Origin of the sequence: Herminiimonas fonticola (genome assembly GCF_040395855.1) — a bacterium.
GTDB classification, from domain to species: domain Bacteria; phylum Pseudomonadota; class Gammaproteobacteria; order Burkholderiales; family Burkholderiaceae_D; genus Oxalicibacterium; species Oxalicibacterium fonticola_A.
In genome coordinates, this window is record NZ_JBEBPO010000036.1 from 1 (window position 1) to 23,321 (window position 23,321).

Annotated in this window: 19 protein-coding genes; 5 read left to right on the forward strand and 14 right to left on the reverse strand. The window is 54.8% G+C overall.

All coding sequences use genetic code 11. The features are described from left to right. Nucleotides 1–704: 704 nt before the first annotated feature. Nucleotides 705–3,446 carry an autotransporter domain-containing protein gene (locus tag ABWP27_RS06655; RefSeq protein WP_353155042.1) on the forward strand — a complete coding sequence of 914 codons (2,742 nt, stop codon included), beginning with the start codon at nt 705–707 and terminating at the stop codon, nt 3,444–3,446. Between the two features lie 143 nt (nt 3,447–3,589). Here ABWP27_RS06655 and ABWP27_RS06660 read toward each other — a convergent pair whose 3' ends face one another. The 7 genes from ABWP27_RS06660 to ABWP27_RS06690 all read right to left on the reverse strand — a co-directional run bounded on the left by ABWP27_RS06660 (nt 3,590) and on the right by ABWP27_RS06690 (nt 10,865). Continuing rightward, nucleotides 3,590–4,429, reverse strand: coding sequence for a DUF3025 domain-containing protein (locus ABWP27_RS06660; RefSeq protein WP_353155044.1), 840 nt, complete (start codon nt 4,427–4,429; stop codon nt 3,590–3,592). 61 nt (nt 4,430–4,490) lie between these two features. Beyond that, complete coding sequence (gene pyrC / locus ABWP27_RS06665) at nt 4,491–5,549, reverse strand: dihydroorotase (RefSeq protein ID WP_353155045.1); 1,059 nt, start codon at nt 5,547–5,549, stop codon at nt 4,491–4,493. Between the two features lie 96 nt (nt 5,550–5,645). Continuing rightward, nucleotides 5,646–6,371: an amino acid ABC transporter ATP-binding protein gene (locus ABWP27_RS06670; protein ID WP_353155047.1), complete on the reverse strand. Its 726-nt coding sequence runs from the start codon at nt 6,369–6,371 to the stop codon at nt 5,646–5,648. A 10-nt stretch (nt 6,372–6,381) separates the two neighbouring features. Next, the gene (locus tag ABWP27_RS06675) at nt 6,382–7,068 is read right to left on the reverse strand and encodes an amino acid ABC transporter permease (RefSeq protein ID WP_353155048.1); all 687 of its coding nucleotides are present in this window, start codon (nt 7,066–7,068) and stop codon (nt 6,382–6,384) included. Next, the gene (locus tag ABWP27_RS06680) at nt 7,061–7,792 is read right to left on the reverse strand and encodes an amino acid ABC transporter permease (RefSeq protein WP_353155049.1); all 732 of its coding nucleotides are present in this window, start codon (nt 7,790–7,792) and stop codon (nt 7,061–7,063) included. Before ABWP27_RS06680 ends, ABWP27_RS06675 begins: the two co-directional genes overlap by 8 nt. A gap of 40 nt (nt 7,793–7,832) precedes the next feature. Then, nucleotides 7,833–8,693: a transporter substrate-binding domain-containing protein gene (locus tag ABWP27_RS06685; protein ID WP_502905322.1), complete on the reverse strand. Its 861-nt coding sequence runs from the start codon at nt 8,691–8,693 to the stop codon at nt 7,833–7,835. A 285-nt stretch (nt 8,694–8,978) separates the two neighbouring features. Next, a complete protein-coding gene (locus tag ABWP27_RS06690; protein ID WP_353155051.1) occupies nt 8,979–10,865 on the reverse strand; it encodes an ABCB family ABC transporter ATP-binding protein/permease in 1,887 nt (628 codons plus the stop codon). Nucleotides 10,866–11,029: 164 nt separating this feature from the next. Between ABWP27_RS06690 and ABWP27_RS06695 the strand changes: the two genes are divergently transcribed. After that, nucleotides 11,030–11,446, forward strand: a complete 417-nt coding sequence (locus ABWP27_RS06695) for an acyl-CoA thioesterase (protein WP_353155053.1) — start codon at nt 11,030–11,032, stop codon at nt 11,444–11,446. 54 nt (nt 11,447–11,500) lie between these two features. On the opposite strand, the gene ABWP27_RS06700 is transcribed toward ABWP27_RS06695, so the two are convergent. Then, nucleotides 11,501–13,183: a long-chain-fatty-acid--CoA ligase gene (locus ABWP27_RS06700; RefSeq protein ID WP_353155054.1), complete on the reverse strand. Its 1,683-nt coding sequence runs from the start codon at nt 13,181–13,183 to the stop codon at nt 11,501–11,503. A gap of 332 nt (nt 13,184–13,515) precedes the next feature. Between ABWP27_RS06700 and ABWP27_RS06705 the strand changes: the two genes are divergently transcribed. Then, nucleotides 13,516–14,709: a M20 aminoacylase family protein gene (locus ABWP27_RS06705; protein ID WP_353155056.1), complete on the forward strand. Its 1,194-nt coding sequence runs from the start codon at nt 13,516–13,518 to the stop codon at nt 14,707–14,709. Nucleotides 14,710–14,758: 49 nt separating this feature from the next. Here the strand turns inward: ABWP27_RS06705 and ABWP27_RS06710 are convergent, their stop codons facing one another. The 4 genes from ABWP27_RS06710 to ABWP27_RS06725 all read right to left on the reverse strand — a co-directional run bounded on the left by ABWP27_RS06710 (nt 14,759) and on the right by ABWP27_RS06725 (nt 19,015). Continuing rightward, entirely contained in the window at nt 14,759–15,220 is a 462-nt protein-coding gene (locus ABWP27_RS06710; protein WP_353155058.1) for a hypothetical protein, read from the reverse strand. Between the two features lie 190 nt (nt 15,221–15,410). Further along, a complete protein-coding gene (locus ABWP27_RS06715) occupies nt 15,411–16,169 on the reverse strand; it encodes a DUF3047 domain-containing protein (RefSeq protein ID WP_353155060.1) in 759 nt (252 codons plus the stop codon). A 35-nt stretch (nt 16,170–16,204) separates the two neighbouring features. Then, the gene (locus ABWP27_RS06720; protein WP_353155062.1) at nt 16,205–17,986 is read right to left on the reverse strand and encodes an ABC transporter ATP-binding protein/permease; all 1,782 of its coding nucleotides are present in this window, start codon (nt 17,984–17,986) and stop codon (nt 16,205–16,207) included. 114 nt (nt 17,987–18,100) lie between these two features. Further along, nucleotides 18,101–19,015 (reverse strand): NAD(P)-dependent oxidoreductase, encoded by a 915-nt coding sequence (locus ABWP27_RS06725; protein WP_353155063.1) that lies wholly within the window; start codon nt 19,013–19,015, stop codon nt 18,101–18,103. 78 nt (nt 19,016–19,093) lie between these two features. Between ABWP27_RS06725 and ABWP27_RS06730 the strand changes: the two genes are divergently transcribed. Together ABWP27_RS06730 and glpK are read left to right on the forward strand one after the other, a co-directional pair. Continuing rightward, complete coding sequence (locus ABWP27_RS06730) at nt 19,094–19,984, forward strand: SMP-30/gluconolactonase/LRE family protein (RefSeq protein WP_502905323.1); 891 nt, start codon at nt 19,094–19,096, stop codon at nt 19,982–19,984. A gap of 19 nt (nt 19,985–20,003) precedes the next feature. Beyond that, the gene (gene glpK / locus ABWP27_RS06735) at nt 20,004–21,500 is read left to right on the forward strand and encodes a glycerol kinase GlpK (RefSeq protein ID WP_353155065.1); all 1,497 of its coding nucleotides are present in this window, start codon (nt 20,004–20,006) and stop codon (nt 21,498–21,500) included. 146 nt (nt 21,501–21,646) lie between these two features. Here the strand turns inward: glpK and ABWP27_RS06740 are convergent, their stop codons facing one another. Together ABWP27_RS06740 and ABWP27_RS06745 are read right to left on the reverse strand one after the other, a co-directional pair. Then, entirely contained in the window at nt 21,647–22,150 is a 504-nt protein-coding gene (locus tag ABWP27_RS06740) for a universal stress protein (RefSeq protein ID WP_353155066.1), read from the reverse strand. A gap of 49 nt (nt 22,151–22,199) precedes the next feature. Beyond that, the gene (locus ABWP27_RS06745) at nt 22,200–22,910 is read right to left on the reverse strand and encodes a TerC family protein (protein ID WP_353155068.1); all 711 of its coding nucleotides are present in this window, start codon (nt 22,908–22,910) and stop codon (nt 22,200–22,202) included. Between the last annotated feature and the right edge of the window lie 411 nt (nt 22,911–23,321).

Below are 23,321 nucleotides of genomic sequence, written 5' to 3' on the forward strand. Positions count from 1 at the left end.
ACTGATACATACTGAAAGTGCTCGACTCAATATAGTCCGTAATGGCAGGCGATTGGCTATCCGAACCGGCATTCAGTTTTTTTGCAGCAATCGTTCCAGCCGCTTCCGCGTACTTCCTCAAACAATCATCCACTTGCATCAATCAAAAATTGGGTGAGCGGCAATCTCACCAACGCAATACAGAACGCAACATTAGCCCCCTGATAATTGTCTGCTGACAGTGTTTCATGAACGTCATCAGCGCGACTTTACTACGCGACAACTTGTCCATATTCGCCATGCATGTTGGCGGATATGGACAGGGTTTTGTCGGGAAAGTACATCCTCGCCCCTTTATGATCAGCTGCATCCAAATAAAGTCAGGCTTGCAGTTCTCTGGTCGGCGGATTGGTTTTTGCATTGATGGTTCGCCTGTTACGGAATAACGGCCTTTCAACTCACGAAAAAACAAACGGTGCCGCAATGCATCGGTAATTTCTCTTTTGACTGATTGCTTTTGCCAGCGGAAAACATTTTCGCTGCGCCATCAACCCACCATCGCCCCCCCTCTGCGCCACCGTCGTTCTGTGCCTGCCTTGTTGTGGAGTTTTGTATCAGCCTCCCTCTTGCAACCACACCGATCGATTATGAGCAACCAGCGCATCTCCCCACCCTCAGCAGCAACTCCTTTAACACGCATTCCCTTTCAGCTTTCTCTGCTCGCAATGTCGATCTCGGCTGTGCTTTCCGGTTGCGGCGGCGGTGGCGGTAGTAGCGGAGCCTACAATCCGGGCAATGGAGGCCCCTCCTATATCGCCAGCGATCTCAGCAACGCCGACGCGGCGCATGCACGCGGCATTACCGGTGCCGGCGTGACGGTCGGGGTGGTCGATACCGATTTCAACGTCGCCGCTCCCGAGCTTGCGGGGCGGATTACCAAAGATGTGTATTCGTCGGGAGGTTTTGTCGGCGCGAGCGGAACCGGCAATCTGCATGGCACCGAGGTGGCGGAAGCATTGGGCGGCACGAACACTGGCATCGCACCGGATGTACGTATTCACGGCATCGCCGCCGGCACCGGCAATAACGGCGTGCAACTCAATACCGCTATCTATGATCGCCTGTACAACAGCGGCGTGCGGATTTTCAATCAGTCAAATACAGTCGGTTCCATTGCTGCGCCATCCAATGCCGCAACGTATAACAATATTTATCAGCCCTTTGTCTCCAAGGATTCATTGTTCGTCTGGGCGACCGGCAACGATTACAGCAGCCAGCCGAGCATGACAGCAGGCTTGCCGTCGCTGTATCCGAATCTGCAAACCGGCTGGCTGGCAGTCACGGCCGTCAATGCAGTCGGCGGTGGGCAGGGATTTTCCAGCTCGGATACAACGCCTGGTGTTATTTCCAGCTATGCAAACCGTTGCGGTGTTGCCGCCAACTGGTGTCTGGCAGCGCCCGGCGACTTTGTCTCGCCCACTGCAGGCCACCGGGTGTACGGAACCTCGTTTGCAGTGCCGGCAGTAACCGGTGCACTGGCGCTGGTGCAACAAGTTTATCCGTGGATGAATGCGGATTTATTACGGCAAACAATTTTATCGACGGCCACCAGCATGGGCGATACCGCGACCTACGGCTGGGGTTTGCTGAACGCCGGCAAGGCGATCAACGGCCCTGCCCTGTTTGCGCAAAGCCTGGCACTGGGACCCAATGTGAGTGTCAGTTTTGATGGCATGTCATCGACCTTCAGTAACAACATTGGCGGCGATGCCGGACTGATCAAAAACGGCACCGGCACCCTGACCTTATCCGGTAGCAATACTTATAGCGGCAACAGCCGGATCAGCAACGGCACACTCAACATTACCGGCTCGGTCAGCTCCGGCGTGCAAATTGACGCCGCCGGCAAGCTGTCCGGCGATGGTGGCCAGATAGGTGGCAACGTCAGCAATAGCGGTCGCCTGAACAATACCGGTCTAGGCCTGACGATTACCGGCAATTACACGGGCTCGGCTGCATCGATATTGGCAAACGATATTAATTCGACGCTGGTAGTCGGCGGCACAGCGACGCTGGGCAATTCGCATCTGGTGGCGACAGTGCCTACCGGCAGCGGCAACGCCTCCAACTATGTCACCGCGCAAGCCAGTAACACGCCGAAGACCATCTTGAATGCTGGTGCGGTCGCGGGCAAGTTCGGCGATGTCGGTTTTGAAACGGTAGGCGGCGCGTTCCCCCCCTTGCTGACGGCGAAGGTCAATTACGCCCCCAAGGAAGTCAATCTGACCATCAGCCGTGTCTCGACGACTGTGGTTGCCGCGCAAGCGTTTGCCGGCGATGCCACCCGCACCAATACCGCGGCCAATGTCGAACAGGCAATGCAGATTGCGGACGCTTCCGCCGCTGCCAATCCGAACGGCAGCGCCTTGCTCACCAGTGCGGCGGCACTGCAGCAGACGGCCAACATCGCGGCATTGGGAGATGCGCTGGATAGTCTTTCCGGACAAATTCATGCTTCATCGCAGGCACTGACGTTCCAGCAATCGCAGACCGTCAATCGCGCCTTGTCCGATCGCATGGCCTTATTGGGCAATCAGGACAAGCAGGTAACAACGGGATTATGGGGTGCCACTTTCGGCGCATCCGGCAAACTGGCGCAAAGTGGCTATGCCTCTGCCGATACAGGAATGTGGGGCGGACAGTTCGGCATCGATACCCGACTCGGCGAACACGCTATCGCCGGTGCGGCATTGTCATACTCCGACAGCAAGGCCAGCTTTGACCGGCTCGGCGGCACGACCAAGGGCAGGGATGTCAGTGTTTCCTTGTACGGGCGTTATGCAATACCGGCAGCCGACGATGCCGGCAACAGCAAGGCCTACGTGGCTGGCCGGATCGGTGCGGCGACCGTGTCGAGCACCGTCAACCGGGTCGTACTGGCCGGGACCGAAGTCGAAAATCTGCAGGGCGAACATAGCGATCGCATGCTGTCGGCGTACGTCGAAACCGGATATGCAATGAAATTATCCGACAAGGCCCTGATCACACCGTTTGCCGGCATCGGTTACGACCATTTGCGACGCGGCGCTTTTGCCGAGAGTGGCGGCAGCTTCGGTTTGGTCGCAGACAGCCAGAATTATCGACAGTCGGTAGCGCAGCTTGGTGTGCGTGCCGAATCCGACTTCAATTGGTTTGCCGGCCGCAGTACGCTACAAACCTACGCCGCCTGGCAACATGCGATGACGGACGGCAAACTGGATTTTCAAGCCGCATTTTCCGCCGCGCCCGACAGTAATTTCGCGGTGCAGGGAATTGGGCTGGCGCGCAACACCGGCTGGACGGGTATCGGCATATCGACGGCCATCAATCGCAAGGTAAGCTGGTACGCCAATTACGATGCTCAGTTCGGTCGCGGTGGTTTGCTCAACAATCTGGTGCTGGTGGGAGTACGGATCAAACTTGATTGAGTGGATCGATCAGGCAGTCGACATCAATCGCTGCCTGATTTTTGTGCCAGCCCAAAAAATGCCTGCGAATTGCGGGCATTTTTTTGAGAGAAAGACTGAATGTTCCAGTGCACTGCTGTCATGCAGCGGACCTTGAGGGTCCATCACTTTTGAATTGTTTCCAGACTATGCACATCCGCAGCCAAACCGCGTCGCTTTGGCCGAAAAACGCTGGCATCCCGATAAAATGCATCGTCCTGCTCCGGCCACCAGCCGGGCACTCCCAGCACCGGCAAGGGTGAAAAATCTGCCGTACTCAATCCCTGCGCCAGTTGCCGTGCGACGGCGATATCGATCCACTGGTACGCATCCGCACCCACCGTCGCAAGCGCGGCATCAGGCATATCCAGCGTCACGATCCACGCATGTCCGGTAATCGCCTTGTACGGTGCCACCAGCTTTTCCATCAAGGCGTGGCCGAATAGAAAAACCTCGCAGTCCTGAACAAAGTCTTGGCGTCGCTCGACGAATACCTGCTCCCATTCATGCGCACGCAAGGCCTGCACCAAATCGCTCCTGGCAGTCAGGAGCAGCACTGCGTTTTCATCGAATATGGTGGCAGCATCGCGCAACTTGCCGCGTGGCTTGGACGTGTTTTCCGCTGCGGCCCGCTCGATCTCTCGAGCTTGCAAGGCGTTCAACTGGACTTTGATGCGCGGGAAGGTCAGCCACACCAGCGCGTTGAAAAAATCATGCAGATTATCGCGGGTAGGCACACAGCCGGTCTGACTGATGAAGGCTTCATACGCCAGACCCGCAGGCAGGTCGGATTGTGCGACGAATTGAATCGGTAAATTACGGTGATTGCGCACACCCAGCTCGGTTACGCGCCGGTTCAATTCCAGCCGCCAGTCGGGTGCCTGCGCGATCGCCTCGCCTGCCGCACGCACACTGGCAAGCCACGGCCTGGACCAGATTATGCAATCCAGAAAAGACGGATTCATCGAACCATCATCGGTGTCGCTCCTGCGCGACCGAATAAAGACGTCTCGGCCGCACACATGCTCAAACGAACTTCCAGCCTATCGTCTCACCACCATTGAGTGGCACCAGCGTCGTCTCACCAAGGGGCAATTCACCCGGCACTTGCCACTCTTCACGACGCAAGGTGATGGTGCCGGTATTGCGCGGCAAACTGTAAAAATCGGGGCCGTTGAAACTGGCGAACTGCTCCAGTTTATCCAGCGCATCCGCCTGATCGAAGGCTTGCGTGTACAACTCCATCGCATGCAAGGCGGTGTAGCAACCGGCACAACCACAGGCATGTTCCTTCAAGCCTTTCGGATGCGGCGCAGAGTCGGTGCCGAGGAAGAATTTGCTGCTGCCGGAGATTGCCGCCGCCACCAGAGCCTGCCTGTGCAATTCACGTTTCAATACCGGCAGACAGTAATAATGCGGGCGTATTCCGCCTTTGAAAATTTCGTTGCGGTTGTACAGCAAATGATGGGCGGTGATCGTCGCACCGACGTGATGATCGGCTTCAGCGACGTATTGCGCGGCATCCTTGGTGGTGATGTGCTCGAACACCACTTTCAATTCTGGCATGTCGCGACGCAGCGGTTGCATCACGCGGTCGATGAAAACGGCTTCACGATCAAAAATATCCACGCTCTGGTCAGTGACTTCGCCATGCACGAGGAAAGGCATGCCGATCTTTTGCATGGCTTCCAGCGTTTTATAGCATTTGGACAAATCGCTGACGCCGGCATCCGAATTGGTGGTCGCACCGGCTGGATAAAGTTTGACCGCGTGCACCACGCCGCTATCCTTCGCGCGCTGGATTTCTTCCGGCGGCGTATTGTTGGTCAGGTACAAGGTCATCAGCGGCTCGAACTGCATACCGGCCGGCAAGGCCGCCAGTATGCGCTCACGATAAGCGACAGCTTGTGCAGTAGTGGTCACTGGTGGCTTGAGATTCGGCATCACAATGGCACGCGCAAATTGCCGCGCAGTATCGGGCAGGACGGAGGCAATGGTCGCGCCGTCGCGCAGGTGCAGATGCCAATCGTCAGGACGCGTGATGGTGATGCTGGAAGGTCGGGTGGATGCAGAATTCATGGTCATGGCAGCTCTTTGTTCGGACTGCCGCTATTTTACCCGTTCGCATTGCGAAAATGCCTCGTCGTGGCAACAAGACAGAATGATCGCGTCAGAACATAGCTAATGAATAATTTTCGCCAGAAAATCGCGCGCGCGATCCGAACGCACGGTACCGAAAAATTCGTCTTTCGTGCAATCTTCGACTATCGCTCCCTGATCCATGAAAATCACGCGATTCGCCACTTTTCTGGCGAAGCCCATTTCATGCGTGACCACCATCATCGTCATGCCGTCCTGCGCCAGACCGACCATGACATCCAGCACTTCATTAATCATTTCAGGATCGAGCGCCGAAGTCGGTTCGTCGAACAACATCGCAATCGGATCCATCGCCAGCGCACGGGCAATTGCCACGCGCTGTTGCTGGCCACCGGATAGCTGCCCCGGAAATTTGTCTTTCTGTGCAATCAAGCCTACGCGATCCAGATACTTCAGGCCGCGCTCGGTGGCTTCTTCTTCGCTGCGACCCAGCACCCTGATCTGTCCCAGCGTCAGGTTTTCACGTATGGACAAATGCGGAAACAACTCGAAATTCTGGAACACCATGCCTATGCGCGAGCGCAGGGCAGGCAGATTGGTTTTCGGATCGCCGACTGAAATGCCATCGACCGTAATGCTGCCTTTTTGAAACGGCTCCAGTCCGTTGACCGTCTTGATCAATGTCGATTTCCCCGAGCCCGACGGGCCGCACACCACGACCACATCACCCTTAGCAACCTGCGTCGTGCAATCGGTCAGGACCTGAAAGCTGCCGTACCATTTACTCACGTTTTCCATTGCAATCATGTTCTTGTCCTTAGCGAATAATGGCGATGCGTTTCTGCAATTGCCTGACCATGCTCGACAGCGCGAAGCTGAGTACGAAATAAACGATGGCGACAAACAGATACATTTCAACGACACGGCTATCGCGCTGCGCGATCTTGACCGCAGCGCCGACAAAATCCGTCACGTTCAGCAGCGACACCAGCGAGACATCCTGAAACAGCACGATGGTCTGCGTCAGCAGAATCGGCAGCATATTGCGGAAGGCTTGCGGCAGTACAACCAGCCGCATCGCTTGCGGATAAGACAAACCCAGCGCGTAGGCGGCATTCACCTGCCCCTTTGAAATGCTCTGGATGCCGGCACGCATGATCTCGCAAAAATAAGCGGCCTCGAACATGATGAAGGTAATGTAGGCAGAGCGATCGGCACCCAGTTGCACCGGCCGTTCCGCTCCGGTAATCGTTTGCAGTACGACCGGCACCAGAAAATAAAACCAGAAGATCACCAGCAGCAACGGAATCGAACGCATCAAATTCACGTAAGCGGCAGCCAGGAATGCCAGCGACTTGAACGACGACAAACGTGCCAGCGCCAGCAGCGTGCCGAACAGGACGCCACCGATGGCCGCTGTCACCGTCAGTTGCAGCGTGTACTTCAAGCCACTCAAAAGATAAGGCCAGGTGCGGCTGATCACATCGAAATCGAGATCACCCATGCTTGCCTCCGGCAATCAATCCGGGCACGGCGGTGCGACGCTCCACTAGCGCCATCACGCGATTGGCCAGCATGGCAATGACGATGTACATCAGCGTCGCGGCGCCGAATGCCTCGAAGTAGCGGAAGGTCATCTCGCCCATTTCCCGCGTGCGGAAAAACAATTCCACCAGACCGATCGAATACGCGACTGCAGTGTTCTTGATCAGGTTCATCAACTCGGATGTCAACGGCGGAATGATGATCCGGTATGCCATCGGCAACAAGACGAAACGATAGGTTTGCATGCTGGTCAATCCCAGCGCATACCCTGCATTGCGCTGGCCACGCGGCAGCGATTGAATGCCGGAGCGTACTTGTTCGGCGATGCGCGACGAGGTAAAAAATCCGAGACAGATAATTGCAGTGACGAATTGATGTATGGTCGGGTCCAGTGTAATGACCCAGCTCTTGACTGCCGGGATCAAACCCGGGATCACAAAGTACCAGACGAAAAATTGCACCAGCAACGGAATGTTGCGGAACAGTTCGACGTAGGCACCGCCCAGACGTACCAGCCAGCGTTTTTCCGTGGTGCGCGCAATACCGATCAGCGAACCCAGCACAAACGCGAATATCCACGCAAAGAATGCGACTGCCAGCGTCCAGCCCAATCCGGACAACAGCATATAGCCCCAGGTGCCGTCACCGTCAGGGACCTGCTCCAGGAAAATGCCAAGGCTCATGCTCTCGTCCTCCTCGCCGCATTCATGACACGCGTTCGGTTCAGATACCCTTGTCGTTCGGATGCTTGAACGCTTCCTTGATAGCAGGCGTCATCGGGAAATTCAGGTTCAGGCCTTTGGGTGGAATCGGTGTCGTAAACCATTTGGCGTAGATCTTGTCGATCTCACCCGATTGCATGACCGCAGTGATCGACTTATCCACCAGGGCCTTGAACTGCGGATCGTCCTTGCGCAACATCATGCTGTACGGTTCCTGACGCAGCGACTCCGGCAGAATCTTGTAATCGGCAGGACGCTTGGCGTTGGCAATCTGCCCTGCCAGCAGGATATCGTCCATCACGAATGCCGCCGCCCTATCGTCGGCCATCAACAGGAAAGCTTCCGCATGATCCTTGCCGTAGATTTCCTTCACCTGTGCATTACCGGCTTTCTTGTACGCCTTCAGCAAGGGTACGGAAGTCGTACCCGATGTCGTCGATACGGTCTTGCCGTCCAGTTGTGCGATGGTATTGATATTGGATGATTTTTTAACCGCAGCCGTCACATTGATCACAAAGTAGGTCGGACCAAATGCAACCTGTTCCTGACGCACAATGGAATTGGTGGTCGAGCCGCATTCCAGATCGATGGTGTCGTTTCTCAATAAGGGAATGCGGTTGCTGGAAGTAACGGGTTGCAGTTTGACCTTGAGCGCGGGCAGCTTCAGATCCGTCTTGACGGTATCGACGATCTTCATGCACAGGTCCATCGCGTAACCTATCGGTTGCTGCTTGTCATCGAGGAAGGAAAACGGAATCGATGATTCGCGATAACCGATGGTGATTTCGCCTGTTTCCTTGATCTTTTTCAGCGTGCCGGTCAATGCCTGCGCCTGCACCGCCGTCATTGCCATGCTCATCATTGCGACGCCAATCAGGGTCTTCAGCAACGTAGTCGATTTCATGATGTCTCCTTGAATACGATTAAGTGATGCAACAGGTTTACGGCAAGCAGTGCAAATTCCGCGCCACATTGCATCCTGATGGCAGCGACCATTACACGCTTTCATGCGCGCCGCCTATTTGCTCTTGATGACGGATAGAGTAACTCTTTTTAATGCGAGTTCCTCAGGCACGGACAAATTTCATCACGGCTTTGACCGACAGATATGCTGCCCATCAGCGTCCAAAAGATGCGCATTGACTTCTTATGCGTCAGGCAGCATCTCCGTACGCAATTCGTGCAGCGAAGGTTCGCCAACAGCCTGATCGTCAGTAGGAGAAACAGGCGATTCATCCTGTCGCGCCTGCTGGCGCGCCCACATCTGGGCATACGCACCGTCTGCCGCCAGCAATTGCGCATGGGTGCCGCGCTCGACTATGCGACCGTGATCCAGCACCAGTATCTGCGCCGCATCGGCAATCGTAGACAGGCGATGCGCAATAATCAGCGTGGTGCGATTCTGCGCAATCTCCTTCAGTTGCGCCTGGATCGCCTGCTCGGCTTTGGAGTCCAGTGCCGATGTCGCTTCATCGAAAATCAGAATGGCCGGATGCTTCAGCAAGGTACGGGCAATCGCCACGCGCTGCTTTTCACCGCCGGATAATTTCAAGCCGCGCTCGCCGACCATCGTTGCATAACCGTCCGGCAGCGATTCAATGAAATCATGAATATAGGCGGACTTCGCCGCCGCAATGATGTCGGCCTTGCTCGCGCCCGGCTTGCCGTAAGCGATGTTGTATTCAATCGTATCGTTGAACAGAACCGTGTCCTGCGGCACGATGCCGATTGCGTTGCGCAGCGAAGCCTGCGTAACATCGCGCACGTCCTGTCCATCGATCAGGATCGCGCCTTCGTTGACATCGTAAAAACGGAACAGCAAACGCGACAGCGTCGACTTGCCGGAACCGCTATGTCCGACCACCGCAGTCGTGGTTCCGGCAGCGATCGTGAAATCGACATCGAACAGGATCTGCCGCTTGGCTTCGTAACTGAAACCGACGTGCGAGAATTTTACTTCTGCACCCTGCACTGCCAGCGCCTGCGTATTCGGCTTGTCGGCAATTTCCCTGTGCTGATCAAGCAAGGCAAACAGCCGTTCCATATCCGCCAGGCTTTGCTTGATTTCGCGATAGATCACGCCGAGAAAATTCAATGGAATATACAACTGGATCATGAAGGCATTCACCAGTACCAGATCGCCCAGCGTCATCGTTCCATTGATCACGCCCTCCGTGGCACGCCACAGTATCAGCGTGACTGCGATAGCGATGATGCTGGATTGGCCGGTATTCAATACCGACAGAGATGTTTGCGATTTGACGGCGGCCGTTTCGTAATGCTTCAAGCCTTCGTCATAACGTTTGGCCTCGTAATCTTCATTGCCGAAATATTTGACCGTCTCGTAATTGATCAGTGAATCGATCGCCTTCGTATTCGCCTTCGAATCCAGATCATTCATCGTGCGACGGAAATGCGTGCGCCATTCCGTCACGATCACAGTGAACGCGATATAACTTGCCAGCGCCACGGCCGTGATGATGGAAAACCAGATGTCGTAATGCAGGACCAAATAACCGAGCACCAAAGTAATTTCAACCAGTGTCGGCAGAATGCTGAACAGCGTGTATGAAACGAGCGAGGAAATACCTCGTGTGCCGCGCTCGATATCGCGCGTCATGCCGCCGGTCTGGCGATTCAAATGGAAGCGCAGCGACAAGGCATGCAAATGACGAAAGACCTGCAAGGCAATCGTGCGCACTGCGCGTTGCGTCACTCTGGCGAAAGTGTATTCACGCAATTCTGTAAACAAGGTAGTCGACAAACGCAGCGCGCCATAGGCGAGCAGGATGCCAACCGGCAAGACCAGCAGCGCATGCGGGCTGGCCGGGTCAATCGTAAGGCCGTCGATCAGGCGTTTCAATACCAGCGGCACGCCGACGTTGGCAAATTTTGCGGCGATCAAAAACAGCAAGGCCAATGCAACGCGCCATTTGTACGTCCACAAATACGGGATCAGTGTCTTGAGCGTGGCCCAGTCGTTACGATTGCCTGACGCTGGAGCAGGTTCGGAGGAAGGCGAAGAGCGGCGCATGAAGTGAGGTTTTGTTAGATGGTTTATGCTTCAGAATCAGAATTGTAGCGGCAATCCCTTGCCTGCCGCAGATACGCAGCAGTTACAGCTTATACCGGGGCAAGAAAACCTGCGTAAGCACAGAGTAAGCATCATCACCCAGAATCACGGCAATAGGAGACAACATGGCCAGCGAACACCACACAGACCTGCCTGCAGGGAAAATTCCGCAAATGCGCGTCGTACCGATGCCGAATGATTCCAATATGCATGGCGACGTATTCGGAGGCTGGATCATGGCGCAGGTCGATCTGGCCGGCGCAGTATGCGCCACACGTCGCGCCAACGGCCGCGTTGTCACAATTGCGGTGAATTCATTTTTATTCAAACACCCGGTATTCGTCGGCGACCTGCTGTCGATCTACGCCGAAATCGTCAAGGTCGGCAATACCTCGATCACCGTGAATGTGGAATGCTATGCAGAACGCAATCGCCTGGAAGTGGAAATTGTGAAAGTGACAGAAGCCACGCTGACCTACGTCGCAACCGATGACAACCGCAAGCCGCGCCATTTGCCGCCGCCGATCGCACCACACAAATAAGTCTCGATGCGAGAGTAAGACAACGCAGCGTTGTCAGCGAATATCCTCTGAAGCTCAAGCCGCCTTGATTTCATCGCGCAATTCACGCCGCAGTATCTTGCCGACATTCGATTTCGGTAATTCAGTGCGGAACTCTATCGATTTCGGTTTCTTGTAACCGGTAAATTGTTCCTTGCAGAAGGCCATCAAGGTTTCTGCCGTCAATGCAGGATCACGACGCACGACAAACAGTTTGACTGCTTCGCCGGTATGTTCATCGGGCACGCCTATGCAGGCGCATTCCAGCACACCCGGATGCCCGGCGACCACATTTTCAATTTCGCTGGGATAGACGTTGAAGCCGGAAACCAGAATCATGTCTTTCTTGCGATCGACAATCTTCGTGTAACCGCGCGCATCCATGATGCCGATATCCCCCGTCTTGAAAAATCCGTCAGCCGTCATCGACTGCGCAGTTTCAGCCGGATTATTCCAGTAACCGGCCATCACCTGCGGGCCGCGAATCGCAATCTCGCCGGGCGAGCCAAGTGCAACTTCATTGTCGTTACTGTCAAGTATCTTCACTTCAGTTGAAGATACCGGCAAACCTATCGTGCCGGAAAATTCCGTCGCTTCAACCGGATTGGAAGTCGCTACCGGCGAGGTCTCGGACAAACCGTAACCTTCAATGATCGAGTGGCCAGTCACCGCACGCCAACGATCATTGACAACCTGTTGCACGGCCATGCCGCCGCCATTGCACAGTTTGAGTTCGGAAAAATCGACTTTCGCAAAATCGGGATTATTCAGCAAACCGTTGTACAGCGTATTCACCGCCGGCAGCAGGTTGATCTTGTACTTCATCAATTCCTTGACGAGGCCGGGAATGTCGCGCGGATTCGGAATCAGAATATTCATCACGCCCAGCCGCGTACCCAGCATGCAGCACGCCGTCAATGCGAAGATATGATAAAGCGGCAGTGCGCAGACAAAATTCAGTGTCTTGTCCGGCGGCTCCTTGCGCAATGCGGGCCAGATCCAGGCTTCATTTTGCAGCACATTGGCTACAATATTGCGATGCGTGAGCACTGCGCCTTTGGCAGTACCGGTGGTGCCACCGGTATATTGCAGAAACGCGATGTCCTGATGCCCCAGGACGGGTTTCTGCAAATGCATGCCGGCTGCCTGCGCCAATGCATCATTAAATGAAACTGCCTGTGGCAGTGAAAAGGCCGGCACCATTTTCTTTACATGTCTAACGACAAAATTGACGATCGCACCTTTGACACCGCCCAGCATATCCCCCATGGTCGCCACCACCACGTGCTTGACTTGCGTGCTGCCGATGACTTTTTCCAGCGTAGTGGCAAAATTCTCCAGAATAATAATTGCCTCCGCACCGGAGTCGACCAGCTGATGCTGCAACTCGCGCGGCTTGTACAAGGGGTTCACGTTGACAACCACATAGCCGGCGCGCAGCACAGCGGCAAGCGCAACCGGATACTGCAATACATTTGGCATCATCAGCGCCACGCGTGCGCCTTTTTGCAAACCGGTGCTTTGCAGCCATGCACCCAGTTTTTGTGACAGCGCGTCGACTTCGCCGTAGGTAAGGAATTTGTCCATGCAGACATACGCATGACGATCAGCGTATTTGCGGAACGACTCTTCCAGCAATTCCACCAGTGAATCGTACTGGGTAAAATCAATCTCTGCCGGCACGCCCTCCGGATACGATTGCAGCCAAATTTTATCCATCTCCACCTCTGTCTGTATTGTTATTCGAGTTGGTCTTGCCAGCTTCAATAGCGAACAAGGATTTTGCAGCGCCAGCATACGCATGAAACAATCATGTCACGGCTAGGCGACGAATGCAAACCCGGTGCGCGACCAAAATCGGGCCCTGCAAAGCCAGCACCCACGACTGGAACCATGCTCATGCCGGCATCTTTCGGCTACGCTTTTCATGGAAAACTGCATGCACCTTGACGCTAACATGAACCGTTTGAGTTGGCGTAATATAGAGCGCTACGATGTGTGATCTCGCAGTAAAAATTCTGCTTATTACACCACCACAATGTGGAGATACCATGCAGTTGATCGACCCCATCATCGAATTTCATCATGAATTGCAAGCCATACGCCGCCAGATTCATGCCAATCCGGAACTGTGTTTTGAAGAACGCGAGACGGCAGAATTCGTTGCCGGAAAATTGACTGAGTGGGGCATTCCGGTTTTACGCGGCATGGGCGTAACCGGCGTGGTTGGCATTATCAGGAACGGCAACAGCGATCGTGCAATCGGCCTGCGCGCCGACATGGATGCGCTACCGATACAGGAAATCAATACCTTTCCTCACACATCCAAAAATCCCGGCAAGATGCACGCATGCGGTCACGATGGTCACACGGCCATGCTATTGGGCGCAGCGCATTATCTATCGCGACACAAGAACTTCGACGGCACCGTATATCTGATATTTCAACCAGCAGAAGAAGGCGGTGGCGGTGCAAAACGCATGATGGACGATGGCTTGTTTACGCAATGTCCGATGCAGGCAGTATTCGGCATGCATAACTGGCCCGGCATTCCAGTCGGCGAATTCGGCGTCACGGCGGGGCCGATGATGGCGTCGAGCAATGAGTTTGAGGTGATCGTCAGCGGCAAGGGTGCGCATGCAGCGCAGCCGCACAAGGGCATAGACCCGATCATGGTCGCAGTGCAGATTGCGCAAAGCTGGCAAACCATCATCACGCGCAACAAGAGCCCTATCGATGCCGCCGCTCTATCGATCACACAAATTCATGCAGGCAGCACCACCAATGTCATCCCCGACAATGCTAGCCTGGTCGGCACTGTGCGCACCTTTAACCCGGAAGTGCTGGATCTGATTGAAACCCGCATGCGCGCGATTGCTGAACATACCGCACAAGCCTTCGATGCGACAGTCGAATTCAATTTCAAACGCAACTATCCAGCACTGATCAATCATGCGCAGGAAACCGCATTTGCGGTCGAGATTCTGCAGGGAATTGTTGGTGCCGAACGCGTCGATGCGCAAGTCGAGCCGACCATGGGAGCAGAGGATTTCGCCTTCATGCTGCAGGACAAACCCGGCTGCTATGTATTCATCGGCAATGGCGAAGGCGATCATCGCGCAGCCGGACATGGCCTGGGGCCGTGCAACCTGCACAATCCCAGCTACGACTTCAACGATGACTTGCTGCCGATAGGTGCAACTTACTGGGTGCGTCTGGCGGAAGCGTTTTTGAAACAGCGATAAGGTATGAAATTTTATTGCATCGTGTTCTGCACGATGCAATAAAAAATAACTACGCGAGTATCGCCACCGCCTGTTGACCATAAGCGATCAAATACCCGCCGTTCGCTTGCTGCCAGTCGCGTGCCGTCGCCTCATCAGCAAACCAGTTCTGCTGATAATCTCCGAACATGCCCAACTCCAGACGATAACGATCCAGCGTTGCTGCAGGACAAGCATCAATCCTTTGTTTGCAAATTTCCCATGCGGCGAAATCAAGTTCACGCGCCAAGGTGTGCAGAACATGTTTGAGCTGTATCGTTGCACGCACCGCATACAGATCGGTAATGCGCAGTTCCGGCGTGACTTTCATCGCAATTATTCGTCGCAAAACCGGTAATGCCTTGCCTGGCTCATTCGCACGCGCGTTACGCAAAAGACGACGGGCATACCTGCGCAAAAATTCGCTATTGCTTAGATTGCTGCCAAGATCGTTACGGGTGTCGTTGCCGACAGGGGAAGAAGTAGACCACATGACGTTTCCTTTCATCTTGTCGTTTCTCGCTACGACATTCAAGGGTTTAACGTTGCGGTTTTCCTGATAGAGGAATCACAAGTAACAGGTGCATCGGCTTTTGCGAGAACAGGCATCCTGTCATGCCTGCCTGCATTTTAGCGCAAATTTAATCTACCTGGAAAAATGGAATCGCTATGTCGGGCAATGCCTATGGCTGCGGCTTCAGACGAATATCGCCATACCAGGCTTCCACTGTTTCGCCAGTATTATCCGTATCGGTCAGCACGCCGACCGCTATCAGCCGGCCCGGCTTTCCACCGAATGCACGCTCATAGTCTGCAACGATATCGCGCGAAATTGCCTGCCATTCGCCCACGCCATCTGCACCGCTGGCCGCCACGATCATCTTGATCCGATTGCTGCGCGTGTTGGGAATCACCGTATCGACCGGCGCTCTGCGCCCCCAGATGTACATCAGCGTCGCATAGGGAAGTTCGCGCCCTGTCACCATGCGTGCCGTCTCGAACATGATTTGATCGGCAAACGGCAACTCATCCTTATTGCCGTCGAATCCCAGAATAACCCGTGCCGGCGAATCCTCCAGCGCACGATCGAAATTATCGGCAGATTCAACCAGGCCGCTGATGCGCCAGCGCCAGCTGATCTGCGGTTTTTGCATGGGATCGATATTTACTTTTTGCATCAATCCCGACGATGCACTGACCGCCCGTGCATGCAATACATGCCGTCCCTGCTCGGCTACCAGTGCATATTGCGTATTCTTTTTGTTCCGATGAATAATCATCGGCTCCCAGCGATTTGGCAAACCGCCCAATGCACTCTCGGAAAACGGTGCGATCCGGATGTCGGCAATGGTTTCGCCCTGCTTAACTCCAGTAGGCTGCCGCACTTGCGCACAACCGGTAAGAAACAGCAGTAGTGCAATGGGAACGAAAATGAATTTCATGTTTTATAAAAGTAGTGGTGCAATGTGCGACGCTATTATTCGCGCCCTCGCGAACGCGACGTTTTAGCCGGCTTTCCAAACTGGATTGTGTACAGTTTGCGCTGCGCTTCTTCGTGATTGCCTGCCGCAGTTTCGCCTGCAACAAACTGCCAGCGAATGTCATGATGGCTGGCCACGCTCTCGCGATGCGCAACACTGATCATCGCAGCTTCCGGCAGTTCCTGCAGAATCAATTGATACATCAACTCTTCCGTTTCAGTATCCAGTGCGCTGCTCGCCTCATCCATGAACAAGACATCCGGACGCGTCAGCAATGCCCGTACGAAAGCGACACGCTGCTGCTCGCCCGGGGACAGACGCTGGCTCCAGTTATCGACCTGATCGAGCTGCTGCTTCAAATGCGGCAGTCGGCACAGATCGAAGTAATGTTGAATAGCCAGATCGGTATAGTTTCTTTCGCCGGCAGGATAGGCTACGGCAGCACGCAATGTAGTAATCGGCAAATAACTTTTTTGCGGCAGGAACAGTAATTTCCAGCTCTGCGGAATCTCGATCCCACCCTTGCCGTAAGGCCAGATGCCGGCAATCGCCCGGATCAGGGTCGATTTACCGCAACCGGAAGGGCCTGCAATCAAAATCCGCTGTCCGCGCTGAATATCGGCCGACAGCGACGACGTCAATGGCTGAGCATCCGGCAAATCCAGTGCGAGATTCTCGATCAGAATCGCGCCGACATTATTGACCGTGACCGTCACGCCGCCGGCATCAACATTCGCCGCCTCGACTGCAGCATGAAATCCCGCCAGACGATTGACGCTGGCCTTCCATGCGGCCAGATCGCTGAAGGCTGAAATAAACCACGACAAGGCGCCCTGCACCTGACCGAATGCGGAACTGATCTGCATCAAACCACCGAGCGTGATGGCACCGGAAAAATATCGCGGTGCCGCCATCAGGAAAGGAAAGATATTGGCAAACTGCGAGTAAAACGTGGACACCAGATTCAGGCTCTTGGTAGTGCGCATGATGCCCCACCAGTTATCGCGTATGCGCTGAAAGCGGCCTTGCAGTTGCACGCTCTCTTCCGCTTCGCCACGATACAGTGCGACAGCTTCGGCATTTTCGCGCACGCGTATCAGGCCGAAACGAAAATCCGCTTCAAAGCGTTGCTGATAAAAATTCCTGCCTATCAGCGGCCAGCCGACCCAGCCCACGACGAGCGATCCGATACCGGCGTAGGCTATCGCAAACCACACCATGTAACCCGGCACCGTCATTTCCTGCGCGCCCAGCATGAATGAAATCGGCCCGCTGACCGACCATAGGATGCCGATAAAAGATGCCAGTGTGACCACGCTGGACAGCAAGCCCAGCGACAGCGACAGGGAACCGCTGGTAAGAAAATTCAGATCCTCGGCAATACGCTGATCGGGATTGTCGGCCGTATGCGTTTGCTCTATCCGGTAATAAGCCTGATGCGCCAGCCAGCGCGTCATGTATTGTTTGGTCAGCCACATGCGCCAGCGCATCTGCAACGATTGCGTCAGATAAACGCGATAAATCGCAACACCAATGAAGATGAAGGCAAGGTAACTGAAGCGCCACAACTGTTCGGTAAATATCTTGTAATTCTTTGTTTCCAGCGCGTTATAAAATTCGCGATTCCAGGTATTGAACAAGACCTCAAGATAAACCATGCCCAATGCCAGTACAACGATGGACAGCAGCAATCCGCGCGCTCGCCATTTTTCTTCCGAGACCCAATAAGGTTGAATCAAACGCCATACGGCGCGCCAGTTGATGGATTCTTTAGGCATCACGCAAGAAAGAGGAAATGAGCGGAAGGCAAATCATCTTTGCCTGCATGAAAAAGCACAGGAAGAGCGCACGGCAATCGACGATATATCGATACCTTGCGCCGCATTCCATCATCAGTCCGGCAATTGATCTGCAAGATCACCCAGACGCTGACCGGGATTGATGGTTTCCAGCGCCAGCAGCACTGCCGATTGATCGGCCTGCGGCGAACGCTGCAATACGCTGTGATAATTTTCTGTCACCAGCTCCGTTACCGGCAAACGCAAACCGGCGTTGGCAGCAGCGATCAATACATTCTCCAGATCCTTGAACTGGCTTTTGACCTGGCCGCCCGGCATGAAGTTACGCTCCAGCATGCGCTGTCCATGCACTTCCAGTATCCGGCTTTCGGCAAAACCACCGCGTATCGCCGCGCGCACTGCCGTCGGATCGGCGCCGCCAGCCTGTGCCAGCAACAAGGCTTCGGCCACGATATTCAGCGTACCGCCCACAATCAGCTGATTGCACAGCTTGGCAATCTGGCCGCAGCCGGCCGGCCCAACCAGTGTCGGCCGCCCCATCACCGCCAGCACCGCCTCGGCATCTGCAAAGTCATCCGCACTGCCGCCGGCCATGATCGCCAGCGAACCCGCCTGCGCACCCACAACACCACCTGACACCGGCGCATCGATAAAGCGTACGCCATGCGCGGCCAGCTTCGCATGTGCTTCCTGCGCTTCCGATTGGCGGGTCGAACTCATGTCCACTACCAAGACGTCGCGCCGCAAGCCTGGCAAAGCGGCAGCGATCACCTGCGCCACGATAGGCCCCGCTTCCAGCATCGTGATGACGATATCGGCTGTACGCACGGCATCTACCGCCTGCTCCGCAACTTTCGCACCCAGCGGCGCCAGCTCATCCGCCTTGCTGCGCGTGCGATTCCATACAGTGACCTCATAACCCGCCTGCAACAACCGGGTTGCCATCGGCTTGCCCATCAATCCTATGCCCAGAAAGGCAATCGCTGGTTTCACTACTGGCTGCTTCAATTCAAACTCCCTCATGCTTGGTTACGCTCAAGATTTTCACTGCATAATGGCGCATTCTCCCCACAAAAAGCAACCGCCATATCGATGGAAAATATACAAGCCATTCTGCCTGCCCGCATGCAACTGGGCGAATGCCCGCTTTGGCATGCGCAAGAAGCGGTGTTGTACTGGATAGATATCGACGGCTGTGCCGTACATCGCTTTCATCCGGCGAACGGCGAACATCATGCATGGGCCATGCCATCCGAGCCCGGCTGCATTGCCATCAATGCAAGCGGTGGTTTGATTGTCGCACTGCGCTCCGGCCTGGCACTGCTCGATACCGATAACGGCCAGCTGACACCTGTCGCCGATGCGCCTTACGATCCTGCGACCACCCGCTTCAACGACGGTCGCTGTGACGCCGCCGGCCGGCTCTGGGTCGGCAGCATTTACGAACCGCGCGACCATCCGCATGCAGCGCTGTATTGCATTGAGCGCGGCCTCATACGCGATAGCGGAAAACGCGCGACCGTATCGAATGGCGTCGCCTTCAGCCCGGACAATAAGACCCTGTACCACGCCGACACCACCTCGCACCGCATCAGCGCCTACGAATATGATGTTGCGACCGGCAGCATCGCCGGCACGCGCCTGCTGAAACAATTTTCCACCGATAAATTGCACAACTACGGCGGCCGCCCGGATGGCGCTGCCGTCGATAGCGAAGGGGCCTACTGGTGTGCCATGTATGAAGGCGGAAGAATCCTGCGCCTGTCACCAGACGGTGAAGTCTTGCGTGAAATTCTGTTGCCGGTGCGCTGCCCGACCATGCTCGCTTTCGGCGGCAACGATTTACGCACGCTGTACATCACAACCGTCAGCAAGAATCGCCCAGCCGTCGAACTGGAACAATGCCCCCTGTCCGGTTGCGTGCTGAGTCTGCGCGTTGATGTGGCCGGACTTGTCGAACATGCGTATCTCACCTGATCCTCTCGCCTGATCCACGATGAACAAATATATACTCGCAATCGATCAGGGCACTACCAGCTCACGCGCCATCCTGTTCAATCATGCGGGACAGATACACGGTGTCGCGCAACAGGAATATCCGCAGATATTTCCCGCACCAGGCTGGGTCGAACACGATGCCAATGCCATCTGGCACAGCCAGCTCACCGTCGCACAACAGCTGTTGAAAGAACAGCACCTCAGCGCCAGTGATATCGCGGCTATCGGCATTACCAATCAACGTGAAACTACCGTTCTCTGGGATCGCCAGACCGGCGAGCCGATCGCCCATGCCATCGTCTGGCAGGATAGGCGTACAGCGGCGCTATGTGATCAATTACGCGCCGACGGCAAGGCAGCATTATTTCAGCAGAAAACCGGATTGGTACTGGATTCCTATTTTTCCGGAACCAAACTGAAATGGCTGCTCGACCACACACCCGGCGCACGCGCACGTGCCGAACGCGGCGAACTCGCCTTCGGCACCGTCGATAGCTGGCTGATTTTCAAGTTGTCCGGCAATCACGTCACCGATACAAGCAACGCTTCACGCACGCTGCTTTTCAATATCCACACGAAACAATGGGATGACGAATTGCTCGGCATGCTGGATATTCCGCACTCTCTTTTACCGACTGTCGTTCCCAGCAGCGGCATCGTCGGCCAGACGCATGCCTCCCTGTTCGGGCAATCCATTCCGATTGCGGGCATCGCCGGCGATCAGCAGGCAGCCACCTTCGGCCAGGCCTGCCACCGGCCGGGCATGGCAAAAAACACCTACGGCACCGGCTGCTTCATGCTGCTTAATACCGGTGCGCAGGCGATCGCATCGCAAAACAATCTGCTGACAACCATAGGCTGGACTCTGGGCGATGGTGCGGATGCCCGCACCGATTACATGCTGGAAGGCAGCGTTTTCATGGCCGGCGCCATCATTCAATGGCTGCGCGATGGCCTGGGCATCATTCAGCAGTCATCGGATGTGGAAGCACTGGCGAACAGCGTCCCGGATAACGGCGGCGTGGTGTTCATTCCGGCCTTTAGCGGCCTCGGCGCTCCCTATTGGGATCCGTACGCGCGTGGCACCATCGTCGGCATGACACGCGGCAGCAACAAGGCGCACATTGCACGCGCCGCGCTGGAAAGCATCGCGTATCAAACCGTTGATGTGCTGGAGGCGATGCAAAAAGATGCGCAGATCCTGTTGCAGGAATTGCGCGTCGATGGCGGCGCGGCACGCAATGATTTATTGATGCAGTTTCAAGCAGATATGCTCGACGTACCAGTGATCCGGCCTGTTGTCACCGAAACCACTGCTTTGGGCGCGGCCTATCTCGCCGGCCTGGCAGTGGCGTTCTGGGAATCGAAAGAAGAAATCGCCGCACAGTGGCAAATGGAGAGGCGCTTCGAGCCCCGCATGACTGCCGATGAACGTATGCAGCGTTTGCACACCTGGCGCCGTGCCATACAGCGCGCCCAGGCATGGGACATATAAGGCGCTGTCTTTTTACTTTTGCGATGTAAAAATAAAGGATGGGCAATTACGCCCATCCTTCAGGTGCGAACGTTCCGCTCGCGCCTTCTCCCTCAATACGCAGATCGCCTTGCACATCGCAGCACGATCAACGCACTGAAGAAAACTTACTCAACAGCCAGCCACAGAAATGCCAGCCCCACGCCTATCGGGATGCCGAAACGTTCCAGCTTGGTCGCATTTTCCTTGGCAACGACCTCGACAGGCAAATCCGTCAAAGCCATTACTTTGTTCACGACCGAACCTTCGAAAAATCGCGCCAATGCATTTTTCCGTGTCGTCCCCATGACGATCTTTTGCGACTTCGTTTTTTCAGCACAGGCAACAATCGCTTCGGCAGCATCGCCCTTGTCCATATAGACTGAATGTTTTACGCCTGCTCTGGAGAGCATATCAACTGCGCTCTCCAGTGCTTTTTCAGCGCGTTCTTGTTGAAACAGGCGCACATTGCCCGATGGCACAAAACGCGTCAGATATCTCGACAAGCGGGGTTGGACATTGGTCAGGTTCACGTTGATCAATTCGCTATGCAATGCACGATATTGAATAACGTATTCCACTGCTCGCAATGCATTCCGTGAGCCGTCAACGGGTATGAGAATGTTTAGCATGATGATCTCCTCGCAATGTATAAACGTTAATGCTTCATGTGAACGGTCTTCATGAATGTCTTGGCGTACCCTCCCTCTGCGTCGGCTTCCAAGGCGCATTTCTAAGCAAACCGCTTAGTACGACCCCGCCTATGACCAGGCCGTAAAGTAGCCAGAGTAAAAATGGATTCTGGCCAAAAAATTCACTCATCATCGGTTCTTGAACTATCATTTTTGCCGCCGTCCACGCCAAAACTGCCGCGCCCACATAGATGATCACAGGATAGCGTTCGACCCATTTCAGAATCAGTGTGCTGCCAACGACCATGATCGGAATGCTGATCAGCAAGCCGACCACCACCAGCATGAATTCGCCTTGCGCCGCGCCGGCTACACCCAGCACGTTATCCAGCCCCATCACGGCATCCGCCACGATGATGGTACGTATCGCAGCCCAGAGCCCTACCTGCGAAGCAGATAAATGCACGCCTTTCTTTTCTTCCTGCACCGGTGCCAGCAATTTATAAGCAATCCAAACCAGTAGCAGACCGCCAACCAACAACAATCCCGGAACATTCAACAGCCACACAATCGCCAATGTCATCGTGACCCGCACGGCTACTGCACCCAGGGTCCCACCGATAATCGTGATGCGCTGCAAATGCTGCGGCAATTTGCGCGCGACCAGCGCAATGACAATCGCGTTATCACCCGCCAAAACAAGATCGATCACTATGATTGCCATGAGGGCAGAAAGAAATTCGGCTGAGAACATATCCATATTCATCCTCCAGCAATCCAGAAATCGCCCAAATACCGACGAAGAAAGCTTTAAACGAAAAAAAACCTTTACCTGTCATCGGTAAAGGTCTCGCCACAACATTTCGTTGCCTGCAGGCCGGGGAATTTGCCCGTAATGACGGCTTCTGCAGTGAGGCTACTCCCCTTTAAGGGAACTACTTGAGTTCAACATAGGACAGTGGATGCCCAGTGTCAACACAAATATAAAGATTTCGTTAAATATATTTTAACGATAACTTTATTTTCACCTTTTATACTGCAAAGTTTCTTTTTTGAAATATTTTTACCGAAATTGGGTAGCCGTGCAGATTATCAGGATTGAAATACAGAAAAGGAAAGTCATTCCAAATGAGATCTCACTAACCAGGCGGCTAGCCAGCTCTCTTTCAAA

Excerpts from the sequence above, each read along its gene's own strand:
- ABWP27_RS06710 (WP_353155058.1), bottom strand. The coding sequence starts at position 15,220 with ATGTGGTCTACTTCTTCCCCTGTCGGCAACGACACCCGTAACGATCTT.
- ABWP27_RS06745 (WP_353155068.1), bottom strand. The coding sequence starts at position 22,910 with ATGGATATGTTCTCAGCCGAATTTCTTTCTGCCCTCATGGCAATCATA.
- ABWP27_RS06720 (WP_353155062.1), bottom strand. The coding sequence starts at position 17,986 with ATGCCTAAAGAATCCATCAACTGGCGCGCCGTATGGCGTTTGATTCAA.
- ABWP27_RS06660 (WP_353155044.1), bottom strand. The coding sequence starts at position 4,429 with ATGAATCCGTCTTTTCTGGATTGCATAATCTGGTCCAGGCCGTGGCTT.
- ABWP27_RS06670 (WP_353155047.1), bottom strand. The coding sequence starts at position 6,371 with ATGATTGCAATGGAAAACGTGAGTAAATGGTACGGCAGCTTTCAGGTC.
- ABWP27_RS06690 (WP_353155051.1), bottom strand. The coding sequence starts at position 10,865 with ATGCGCCGCTCTTCGCCTTCCTCCGAACCTGCTCCAGCGTCAGGCAAT.
- ABWP27_RS06685 (WP_502905322.1), bottom strand. The coding sequence starts at position 8,693 with ATGATGAGCATGGCAATGACGGCGGTGCAGGCGCAGGCATTGACCGGC.
- ABWP27_RS06675 (WP_353155048.1), bottom strand. The coding sequence starts at position 7,068 with ATGGGTGATCTCGATTTCGATGTGATCAGCCGCACCTGGCCTTATCTT.
- ABWP27_RS06700 (WP_353155054.1), bottom strand. The coding sequence starts at position 13,183 with ATGGATAAAATTTGGCTGCAATCGTATCCGGAGGGCGTGCCGGCAGAG.
- pyrC (WP_353155045.1), bottom strand. The coding sequence starts at position 5,549 with ATGACCATGAATTCTGCATCCACCCGACCTTCCAGCATCACCATCACG.
- ABWP27_RS06695 (WP_353155053.1), top strand. The coding sequence starts at position 11,030 with ATGGCCAGCGAACACCACACAGACCTGCCTGCAGGGAAAATTCCGCAA.
- ABWP27_RS06705 (WP_353155056.1), top strand. The coding sequence starts at position 13,516 with ATGCAGTTGATCGACCCCATCATCGAATTTCATCATGAATTGCAAGCC.
- ABWP27_RS06680 (WP_353155049.1), bottom strand. The coding sequence starts at position 7,792 with ATGAGCCTTGGCATTTTCCTGGAGCAGGTCCCTGACGGTGACGGCACC.
- ABWP27_RS06715 (WP_353155060.1), bottom strand. The coding sequence starts at position 16,169 with ATGAAATTCATTTTCGTTCCCATTGCACTACTGCTGTTTCTTACCGGT.
- glpK (WP_353155065.1), top strand. The coding sequence starts at position 20,004 with ATGAACAAATATATACTCGCAATCGATCAGGGCACTACCAGCTCACGC.
- ABWP27_RS06655 (WP_353155042.1), top strand. The coding sequence starts at position 705 with ATGTCGATCTCGGCTGTGCTTTCCGGTTGCGGCGGCGGTGGCGGTAGT.
- ABWP27_RS06740 (WP_353155066.1), bottom strand. The coding sequence starts at position 22,150 with ATGCTAAACATTCTCATACCCGTTGACGGCTCACGGAATGCATTGCGA.